At 42.2% G+C, this 10,521-nt stretch carries 8 protein-coding genes; 2 read left to right on the forward strand and 6 right to left on the reverse strand.

The features are described 5' to 3' along the window. Nucleotides 1-213 precede the first annotated feature (213 nt). Nucleotides 214-774 carry a hypothetical protein gene (locus GNE10_RS25355; RefSeq protein ID WP_185567740.1) on the forward strand — a complete coding sequence of 187 codons (561 nt, stop codon included), beginning with the start codon at nucleotides 214-216 and terminating at the stop codon, nucleotides 772-774. Between the two features lie 205 nt (nucleotides 775-979). Here the strand turns inward: GNE10_RS25355 and GNE10_RS25360 are convergent, their stop codons facing one another. From GNE10_RS25360 to pilM, 4 genes are all read right to left on the reverse strand, one after another. Beyond that, entirely contained in the window at nucleotides 980-3,436 is a 2,457-nt protein-coding gene (locus GNE10_RS25360; protein WP_185567743.1) for a type IV pilus secretin family protein, read from the reverse strand. Nucleotides 3,437-3,698: 262 nt separating this feature from the next. Continuing rightward, nucleotides 3,699-4,466, reverse strand: a complete 768-nt coding sequence (locus GNE10_RS25365; protein ID WP_185567746.1) for a pilus assembly protein PilO — start codon at nucleotides 4,464-4,466, stop codon at nucleotides 3,699-3,701. Continuing rightward, on the reverse strand, nucleotides 4,463-5,239 hold the full coding sequence (locus GNE10_RS25370) for a PilN domain-containing protein (RefSeq protein WP_185567749.1): 777 nt from the start codon (nucleotides 5,237-5,239) through the stop codon (nucleotides 4,463-4,465). Before GNE10_RS25370 ends, GNE10_RS25365 begins: the two co-directional genes overlap by 4 nt. A gap of 153 nt (nucleotides 5,240-5,392) precedes the next feature. Further along, nucleotides 5,393-6,499: a type IV pilus assembly protein PilM gene (gene pilM, locus GNE10_RS25375; RefSeq protein WP_185567751.1), complete on the reverse strand. Its 1,107-nt coding sequence runs from the start codon at nucleotides 6,497-6,499 to the stop codon at nucleotides 5,393-5,395. Nucleotides 6,500-6,765: 266 nt separating this feature from the next. On the opposite strand from pilM, the gene GNE10_RS25380 reads away from it, so the two are divergent. After that, nucleotides 6,766-8,058: a sugar ABC transporter substrate-binding protein gene (locus GNE10_RS25380; protein WP_185567753.1), complete on the forward strand. Its 1,293-nt coding sequence runs from the start codon at nucleotides 6,766-6,768 to the stop codon at nucleotides 8,056-8,058. A 231-nt stretch (nucleotides 8,059-8,289) separates the two neighbouring features. Here the strand turns inward: GNE10_RS25380 and GNE10_RS25385 are convergent, their stop codons facing one another. Next, the gene (locus GNE10_RS25385; RefSeq protein WP_185567756.1) at nucleotides 8,290-9,594 is read right to left on the reverse strand and encodes a folylpolyglutamate synthase/dihydrofolate synthase family protein; all 1,305 of its coding nucleotides are present in this window, start codon (nucleotides 9,592-9,594) and stop codon (nucleotides 8,290-8,292) included. A gap of 555 nt (nucleotides 9,595-10,149) precedes the next feature. Beyond that, nucleotides 10,150-10,275, reverse strand: coding sequence for a photosystem II protein Y (locus GNE10_RS25390; protein WP_073638940.1), 126 nt, complete (start codon nucleotides 10,273-10,275; stop codon nucleotides 10,150-10,152). Nucleotides 10,276-10,521 lie beyond the last annotated feature (246 nt).

The raw sequence follows: 10,521 nt of genomic DNA on the forward strand, positions 1-10,521 counted from the left end.
CGGGCGGCTCATGGGTATGTAAACTTACCGAGTTTGCTTCTCTCTATTATATGCAGCTTCATATTAAATTGGTATAACTCATCACTCCCCACTCCTAACTCATCACTCCTAACTCATCACTCCTAACTCCTAACTCCTACCTCATCACTCGTAACTCATCACTCCTAACTCATCACTCCTACCTCCCCACTCCTAACTCCTAACTAATTTATTATGACTGTGCAAAAATCTCAGTATGAAGCGAGCTTGGCAGAGTACAGTAATCATCAGGCTGCGATCGCCTTACTAAAACAACACCGTCCATATTTGGAGATGATTCCCAGTTTACGCCGTCCAGATGAGAGTGTAATTTCTATTCCTTTACCAATTGTGCGTCTTCGTAAAACTGCTACAACGGCTTCGCAGGCAATTTCTCTGCCTTGTGATGTGGGAATTTTGATGTGCGATCCGGAATGGAAAATAAAAACTGGAGTGGAGATTTTAATCTTTATTCATCGTCCCGATGAAGACTTTTCTGATTTGTTAGGACGTTGGCGACAATCCCAAGTTGTTTTAGACAATGATTATGAATGGTTGATGCCTCTCCGTCACAGTCATATTTTGAGTGAAGGATCTGATAGCATATATCCTTTATTTGTCATTTTTTCTGAAACTTCAGAACGCATCCAACGGGGTCTTGTCGGAGCAGAACTTCCATTTATTATGCAAACATCAAATTTTTTCTTCGAGGAGAATTGTACAGACACTTTTTCTCCAGAAATTCCACCAGCTTAATTATTATCAACTATGGAGCGATCGCCAATTAACTGCACTTGAGATTAAAGGCGATCGCTCTGTAATAAAATTCTACCAATTAATCAAAAATAGAAACCTAGAATTACATTTAATCCTACTCACGAACAAGAAGATCCCCGACTTCTTTAAGAAGTCGGGGATGTGAGCCTTTGCCAAAAGTGACTCAGCTTATATATAATCCTTCTTACTGTCCAGTAGGAAGCTTCAAGCCTCGACGCTCAAGCATTTGCCGTACCTGTGGGCTAGGGCTGTAGTTATAGCCGTAGGAGGAGTTCTCAGAGTCATCCATAATTTGAGGTGTGAGCAACACAATTACCTCATTACGCTGATTAGATCTGTTTGTACTTCTAAACAGCGAACCAATTAATGGAAGATCGCCTAAGATAGGAATCTTGGAAACAGAAGTCCGGTCTGCGTCTTGAATAATACCAGAAAGAATTAGTGTTTGACCATCTCGCAAACGAATTAAGCCAGAGGTAAGGGAGCGTGTAGAAACCAAAAAGATTTGTTGGCTATTACCACCCAAATTAATGTTGGCTGGAGCTTGAGGGGATGCAACTGTAGGAGCTACAGAGAGAGAGACAAAACCATTGTCATCAATTCGTTCAACTTTTACAGCTAGAGTTAAACCCACACTTTGTTTATCAGCTGTAACTGTTTCTGAGGAAGTGCCATCACCACGAGTTATTTGCCTTACGATGTTGCCCACTACTTCTTGAGTTAACCTAACATCAGCGGTTTGACCTTCTTGCACAATTAAGGTTGGGTCTGTCAAAATCTTGGCATTGCCATTTTGGACTTGAGCCTGCAAGCTAGCGAGCAGGCGTTTAGGGAATTGGAAAAGAGAAGGCAAAGCTGTAGTAGCTGTTCCAAGGGCACCTTGTGTAATACTTGATGTACCATCTGCGTTCCTTGTAATGATGTTATCGGTTGCTGGAGTGATATTAGAGAAACCTGGTTGTAGAGGGTTGCCAGTGGGCGGAATCGGTTGATAGAAAGTGCCACTTCCTGGATTCGCGACTCTAGTGATGTTGCCGTTTGGGTCTACTACTACCGTACCTGGAGTAGTTCCTGGAATAGATACAGAAGTGTTGGGGTCAACAAAAGGCCTTCCTGTCACAGGATTCTGGATAACTGGTGTACTAGTCACACTATTTGATGCTTCAGCTCCTGTAGCTGGTCTCGAACCGCCAAAATTTAGAGACGCTGCACCACCATCATTTGTAAAGTAGTTGTTGCCAACCCCAAAAGAAAAGCTAGTGTTATAGTCGTGCGTGTTCAAGAGGTTAACATCGATAATCTTGACGTTGACTACCACTTGACGACGACGGATATCAAGCGGAACAATTTGAGCCATCGCTATTTCAACTAACCTGGGGGCACCAACCAAAGTAATAGTATTAGTTCGTGCGTCCCCTGATACTTGTAAACCTCGAAGTATGGGAATTGAGTCAGTAAATTTAATACGTTGAGCAGTAAGAGCGGTGTCTTCAGTCGCCTTTTTATTCTCAGTATCTTTACCTACAACTTCTGTAGTAACCCTAGTGGTCTGTTGTTCAGCATTTACAGCACTTTCTGCTCCCATATTGACTAAAACTCTTAAGACATCTGGCAGTGACGCTTGGTTCAGTCTCATGCTCCGCACCACTACATCACGAGTAGAATTAGGCAGCTTAGCGCCGACAAAAACCGTGCGACCACTGCGGTTGGCTTCTAAACCACTAAGGCGCAAGACGTAGTTAAATACATCTTGCACTGGCTCATTTTCTATATCTAGGGAGATTTTTTGATATATTAGCTTTTCAGTATCACCAGTATTAACTTGAGATACAGAAGTGTTTTTATCATCTCCTCCTTCTTGCCCTCCTACATAAGCCAAATTTAAACCAGCCGCACGAGCAAGTAATGATAAAACCTCACGCACCGGTGCATCTCGCAGTACTAAGCGGGGTACGCGTTCCTGAGTTCCTAAGTCGATGGTGCTAGGAGAAGCATCTGTGGCAGAAATGGCAATATCTCCTACTGGTGGGGCGACAGCTCTCGGTAAGAAAGGTGGAGCTTGACTCAAAGGCTGACCAGGGCCAGCGGGTTGTGCTGGTTGTCCGTCTATGGTGACTTGGGGGTTGGGAACGAGAACGTCGGGGTTTTGGGCTGTTTGGGTTGGAGTAGAAGCGGGGGGCGCTGTCGCTGTGGATGTTGGTGTTGTTGGTGTGGGTGTTGATGTCGTGGTACCAGCAGATGAGTTAAAGCTGAGTGTAATTCCATTTGGCTGACGCACTACTGGTTCGTTACCAGGTACATTGTTACTGCCAGTTACCGTCACTCGCACACTATTGGCATCAAGTTGATTGACCTCTACGGAAGCAATTCCTGGTGCTGGATTATCTTGACGGAAACTATTACCTTGTGGTAGGCGTAATTGAGTGTTAATAACGTCTGCAACTAAAGCCTTACCTCTTTTAGTAGTAAAAACTTGGGGACGCGACCCTGAAGAAGTTTTTAAAACAACGCTAACTCCACCATTAGCTTGTTTTAACTGTACATCTGTAACTTGAGCAATTTGCGCCCATACTGGTTGAGCTGCCAAAAATACAAAAGCAGCAGTGCCTAATATAAGACTATTACCGTGAACCTGTTTCACAGTTCATTCCTCACCTAAATAAAACCTTGTTTAGAATCAATTTTTGAGTAGTTAGTTAAAAAATCAGAAGTTAAGAGCAATTAGTTAGGAATGAGGAGTTAAGAGCAATTAATTAAAAGTTAGGAGTTAAGAGTGAGGAGTTATGAGTTAGGAGTTAATAGTAGCTCGTAACTCATAATTCATAATTCATAACTCATAATTCATAATTTATAATTCATAACTCATAATTCATAACTCATAATTTATAGCTCATAATTCATAACTACTTTTTCGGAGCAGCTTTAGCTGCTGCGGCTGCTATTTGTTCTGGACTAAGTGGCATCAATACCTGTAATTGGAATGATGTATTAATTGCTGGTGGCCCCACTCGCACAGGTGTTTTATCTGTTGGTGACCTTGACTCAGCTGGTGCTAAAGTTGATTGATAATCTTTAACTATCAACAAAGGTTGTAAACGTTCAATATTACGAATTATCGATTGGGTTTGTTCGTAGGTTCCTGTAATTTCAGCACTGATACTGCTGCGTTGCAGTTTGCCGTCAACTTCTTTTCCTAGACTGCCATCGATAATTGGTTCTGGTTGTTGGGAAATTGGTACGAACTTATTAAGTTTGGCTCTGACTCCATTAATGGGAGTTTGAGCGTTGCCTGATTCAACTAAACGGTTCAAATCCAACAGCAATGTATCCAAAGTTTTCTCATTAGCAAATAAACCTAAAACTTGAATTTTTTGCTGTTTTGCCTGTGCTAGTTCCTCTTTAACTTTGTCAATCTGTTTGATATTAAGTTTCTTTTGGTCTATTTGTCCTTGGAGTTCCGAGACTTTTGCTTGCTGTTGCTGATAGCTTTCCCAAGCTGGCATCAACAAGTTTAATGCTATATAACCTGCTCCCGCTAAACCAATTACCCCTACCAAAATACCAATGATTTTTGGTGTAAAAGCAATGCCAAATAATACCGGATGCGCTGGGGTTGCGGCATCAAATTCTCCGGCTTGGTCGGCAAAATTTAAATCATCACTCAGCGTCATTTTGAAATGACTCCCGTTTGTTGCATACTACGAATTCGAGCCACTAGTCCCACTGTGCCTTTTTTTTCTAACTCCCGAATTAATTCTGAAGCAGGAACATCATTCATGCTCGATTGAATGGTGTATTTAACGACTTTTGGAGGCTTAATTGTTACACCAGGAACTGATTGAGCAACACCTGATGTTATGGGAGCATCTACTAAGGTTGCCGTAATAATTCTGCTTTCTGAGGACTTCAAAAACTGGGACTGTTGCAAACTTAATAAAAAGTCATTGACATCGTTAAAAGAACGAGCCAATCCAGTAACTTCTAATCCTCCGGCTGGATTATTGGGGGGTTTACCTTCCGCCACAACAATGGGTGGAATTTGCCTGATACTCTCAATTTGCACTGCTGCGGGAATGCGATCGCGTAAATCTTGCAGCATTGCAGACCAAGGACGAATCTGATCGAATACAGTGACTAAAGCTTGGGTTTCTCCTTTAATGGCGCTAGTCTCGGCTTTGATTTTATTCAAGTTTCCGATTTCTGTATCTAGCCTCTTGCTTTCACCATCTAGTTGTGCTATTGTGCCATCTAGCTCAACGATCTTCCCTTGCAACAACCACCAACTAACTCCAAATAAACCTGGTAGACCAACACCAAGCGCAACTCCTATATATATTGGTGTTAAATTTCCACCAGGAAGACTAAGCGATAATTTTCCTTTCTTCTCAGGCTTTTTCTGATGTGCTGGGCGGTCTTTAAGAAAGTTAACATCCAAACTATACATTTTCTCACACCAACTAGAGACCAATATTATGGTTTGAGAATTCTCAAACAGTGTGACTGTCAAAACAGACAATCCAAAATTTCACCAAGATTTCAAAAGAGCGATGGTCAAAATTAAAGAATCCAAAATTTAAAATCCCAAATCCCCAATTAATTAGACCTCCCGCATTCCCAGACCAAGTACCACTGCCAAACCAGAGCGTTGTACCTGTGTATATTTGTTGCTGTCAACTTCCAACGACAAAGCACCGATTGGATCTATTTGGATGGTTGGCAAGCTTAATCGTTGGGTAAAGAATTCATCAAGCTGTTGGAGTCCACCTCCAGGCCCAGCTAATAAAATCTGTGCTACTTCCAGATTTTCACTTTGATTAAGATAAAAATCGATGGAACGGCGGAGTTCATCTGTGAGTTCGCCCAATACTCTCAGTATTGCTGCCATACCAGGATTGAGTTCCGTAACACCAGTTTTACCGCCGTCTATGGGAGTGGGAGTAATCACCATCCCATATAACATTTCCATATCTCGTGATGCAGGTAAGCTCATTGCCCTTGCCAGGGCAGTTTGCATTTGATAAGTTCCTATGGGTACTGTGCGGGAAAATTGCGGTACTCCATTAACGATGATGGCAATTTCTGTGCTGTCGAACTCAATATCAACTAGTACTGCTGCTTCTTGCGGGCCAAATTGTCGCAATTGGTCGCGAATAGTCCGAATGAGAGCAAAACTGTTAATTTCTAAAACATCGATTTGTAATCCTGCTTGCTCGAATGTGCTGATATAGGTATCTGTTACTTCCTTGCGGGTAGCAACTAAGAGTACCTGTACTTTTTCAATGCCATCTTCATCTACAAAATACCCAAGTTTTTGATAATCTACATCAGCTTCTTCACGAGGATATGGCAGATACAGACCTGCTTCATGATTTAGTACCATTTCCCGCAGTTCTTTATCATCTAATTCTGATGGTACTGGTATCAGACGAACGATAGAATCTCGTCCTGGTACAGCAGTAGCAACATGAGAAGCTTTGATTTTGCCTTGGGTTAGCGCTTCTTGAATTAACTGCGCCATTGCTGGAGGATCAGTGATTTGACCATCAGTAACTACACCTTCAGGAACCGCTACTGATGTTAAGGTTTCTATTTTCAAACCTTGACGTTGCTTGCGTAGCTGAACTACATTTACTCGTTCAGGAGCAAGTTCAATGCCGATCCCTTTATTTGATTTGCCAAACAGACTATTGAAGCTTTTCACCACAGTTGTGCCCGCTGGACTGCTAAATTGTATTGGGGATTGGGGATGGTGAGTTAGGAGTTAGGAGTATGGGAGTTAGGAGTTAGGAGTTAGGAGTTAAGAGTTTAAAACTTTTCTCCATCTCCCTATTCCCTGTTCCTTGTTCCCTGTTCCCTGTTCCCTGTTCCCTGTTCCCTAGTTATCTCTACTACTGGTAATTGATTTACCCTATAATCTCGTCAATTCTGCATAAGATTTTCACCACGAACAAGCGTAAAAATACTGGGAAGATGATTCAATTGCGAAAATTTAAACAACTTACTGCTTTAGTACTGCTTGGCTTATTAACTAGCTGGATTGTAAGTTGTGGTACAGGTGGTACAAATACAAAACAAACTACTTCAGGAGTAGCAACTGTTGAGTTTTGGACGATGCAACTGCAACCCCAATTTACGGACTACTTCAAAAGCCTAATTACCAATTTTGAATCACAAAATCAAGGTATAAAGGTTAACTGGGTTGATGTACCTTGGGCAGCAATGGAGAACAAAATCTTAACAGCTGTTTCCGGAAAAACGCCACCTGATGTTGTTAATCTAAATCCCGGTTTTGCTTCTCAACTTGCCGGACGAAATGCTTGGTTAGATTTGGACACAAAGATTCCAAACGATGTACGTTCCTCCTATCTACCGAATATCTGGAAAGCGAGTACACTTAATGGTAAGAGTTTTGGAATTCCTTGGTATCTCACCACACGGTTAACCATTTATAACACCGATTTATTAAAACAGGCAGGTATAAATAAACCACCTGCAACCTACGCAGAATTAGCGCAAGCAGCGCAACAAATTAAAGATAAGACTGGGAAATATGCTTTTTTTGTGACATTTGTACCGCAAGATTCAGGAGAAGTGCTGGAATCTTTTGTGCAGATGGGAGTGACTTTAATAGATGACCAAGGGAAAGCTGCGTTTAATTCGCCACAAGGGAAAGCTGCGTTTCAATATTGGGTAGACTTGTATAAAAAAGGTTTGCTGCCTAAAGAGGTTTTGACTCAAGGACATCGGCAGGCGATCGATTTATACCAATCTGGAGAAACGGCTTTTCTAGCTTCTGGGCCAGAGTTTCTCAAAGCGATCGCTAATAATGCCCCAAAAATTGCTCAAGCTTCACAAATCGCACCCCAACTCACCGGCGACACCGGCAAGAAAAATGTCGCAGTGATGAACATAGTTATTCCCCGTGACAGCAAACAACCAGATGCTGCTGTGAAGTTTGCTTTATTTGTCACCAATGACGAAAATCAGTTAGCCTTTGCAAAAGCCGCAAATGTTCTACCTTCCACAGTTAAAGCATTATCTGACAGCTACTTTAAAGATGTTCCAGCTAATGCTTCAACAATAGAAAAAGCGCGAGTTATCACTGCCCAACAACTACAACAAGCAGAAATATTAACTCCTACTTTGAAGGATTCCAATAAATTGCAAAAAGCAATTTACGAAAACTTGCAAGCAGCAATGTTAGGCGAAAAAACAGTAGATAAAGCTGTGGAAGATGCCGCGCAACAGTGGAATGAAAGGTAAATTTGGGCAGTGGGGAGTTAGGAGTGAAGAGTGAAGAGTGAAGAGTGAAGAGTGAAGAGTGAAGAGTGAAGAGTGAAGAGTGGGGAGTTAGGAGTTAGGAGTTAAAAACTTCCAAATAAAAAAATATCCAGTTATTTATTGTGGAGTGGAGTCTCGTAATCAAGGGCAGGCAAGATGCCTACCCCACAAGTAGTAGTAATTTATTTCTTGGAAATCCCTAACTCCTCACTCCTAACTCTTAACTCTTAACTCCCTACTCTTCATTTGCAAAAAATCACCGACTAAATAAAGGGAACCACAGACAACGATTAAATCCTCTTTGGTGGTGGTTGAGGTTGCGGTTTCTAGTGCTGTGAATAAGTCTGGATGTATTTGGCGATCGCTTAATTGTGGACAGAGGTTGTAAGCTAAATTGGCTAGTTCGTCTAAATTAGCAGAAGTTCTACCAGGCCAGGGTTCTACTGGTATTGGGACTAAAAAAAGGCGATCGCCTGGGCGCAATAAAGCGGCAAAAATATCAGCATGGTCTTTATCAGCAAACATTCCCATTATCCAAGTTACGGGTTTATGTTTTACGGCGTCTAAACTATCAACATACTGGCGAAGAACTTCGGCTGCGGCTGTGTTATGAGCGCCATCAATTAATAATTGATAATTTTTCCAACTAGTCCATTGCATCCGCCCCGGCCATCGAGTTTTCGCCATCCCATTCTCTATAGCTGTTTGAGAAATGTGCCAACCTTGTTGTTGGAGAATTTCTAAAGCAGTTAAAGCCAAAGCTGAATTATTTAACTGAATTTGTCCTGCTAATGGCAAAGGATATTTAATAAATTTTGAAGTTTGAATTGTTTCATATTCTGCCCAGCCTGTAGCAATTTGGCGGGCGGGTTGTGGTGTAAAAATTGGACATTGTAATTCTAAAGCACGCGATCGCACCATTTCTTCGGCATCTGGTGGCAATTTTCCAACCACAATAGGACGCCCCGGTTTCAGAATACCTGCTTTTTCTCTGGCAATGTCAGCGACGGTGGGGCCCAGCTGTTGCCAATGTTCCCGACTAATGGAAGTGATAATTGTCACCAAAGGTTCCAAGCAGACATTGGTAGCATCCAAGCGCCCCCCTAGTCCCACTTCCACCACTGCAACATCGACTTTAGCTTGGGCAAAATATAACCAAGCTGCGGCGGTGATTACTTCAAATTGAGTGGGTGATTGTTCATTTAGAGGAATTGCCGCTTGTACTTGTTGAAATAATTGGTTTAATTCTTCCGAAGAAATTTGTTCTTCATTGAGACAAATACGTTCCGTCCAATCAACTAAATGGGGCGAAGTGTAACGTCCTGTACGATAACCAGCCTCAGTAAGTACCGAGGAAAGATAAGCGCAAACTGAACCTTTACCATTAGTACCAGCAACGTGAATTACCGGAACATGGTGATGGGGATTGCCAAGATTTGCCAACAGATTGAGAATGCGATCGAGTCCAAGATGGACACCAAAGCGTTGAAGAGGTTGGATTATAGAATCGATATCCACGAGAGGGGAGTGGGGAGGTGAGGCAATACTGCTCGGTTAAGGATTTTAAACTGGAATTTGGTTTGGGGAAAAGGTGAGCCAGCGCGGTCTTGGGGGTTTCCCCCATGAGCGACTGGCGTTAGCGTCAGCGTTAGCGACGAAGGAGCGTCACCCCGAAGGGGTTAAAGGGTAAGGGTTAAAGGTTTTTTCTTTCCCTTTTCCCCTTTCCCTTTCCCCCTTAACCGACAAGTATTGGGAGGTGAGGGAGATGGGGAGGTAGGGGAGATGGACAGGTAGGGGAGATGGGAAGACAAGGGAGACAAGGAGAATAATTTTTAACTCTTCAGTCAGTAGCCACCAGTCAATACAGTTCGGATAAGCAGTATAAACTTCCCTTGTGGTCTGGGAAAAAGTTAGGGAATATGGGGTAAAAGATGTATTTAAAACCTTTCCCCTTTCCCCTTTCCCCGAACCATATTGAGTCAACACTCCTAATCTCCCATACCTAACATGAATAAAACCGACTGTTCTAATAAAGAGAAACAGTCGGTTGAAAAGATATTATATAAGCCTGATTTAGGCTTCTCTATCCAAAAAGCCTTGAATTTGTCTTAAAGCAGCAGCACCAATATTAAATACTGCCCAGCCAGCAGCAATAGCAACTGGAGCTAAAACGATCGCTAAACGAAAATCGATATCCATATCTAGAACCCCTCTTTTAAGAACAAATTAAAGTTTTGTCAACTTCTCTCATTTTTATTTTTAGCTGAAGTGGGCAATTTTTCCTAGCTTATATGTAAAGAATGTTTAAATTTTGGAATTGGGAATGGGGCATGGGGCATTGGGCATTGGGAATAATGACTGATGACTGATGACTGATGACTGATGACTGGGGAGTTATTCTTATCTCCCTTGTCTCCCTTGTCTCCATGCCCCATGCCCCATGCC

Origin of the sequence: Nostoc sp. 2RC, from assembly GCF_014222165.1 — a bacterium.
Taxonomy (GTDB): domain Bacteria; phylum Cyanobacteriota; class Cyanobacteriia; order Cyanobacteriales; family Nostocaceae; genus Nostoc; species Nostoc linckia.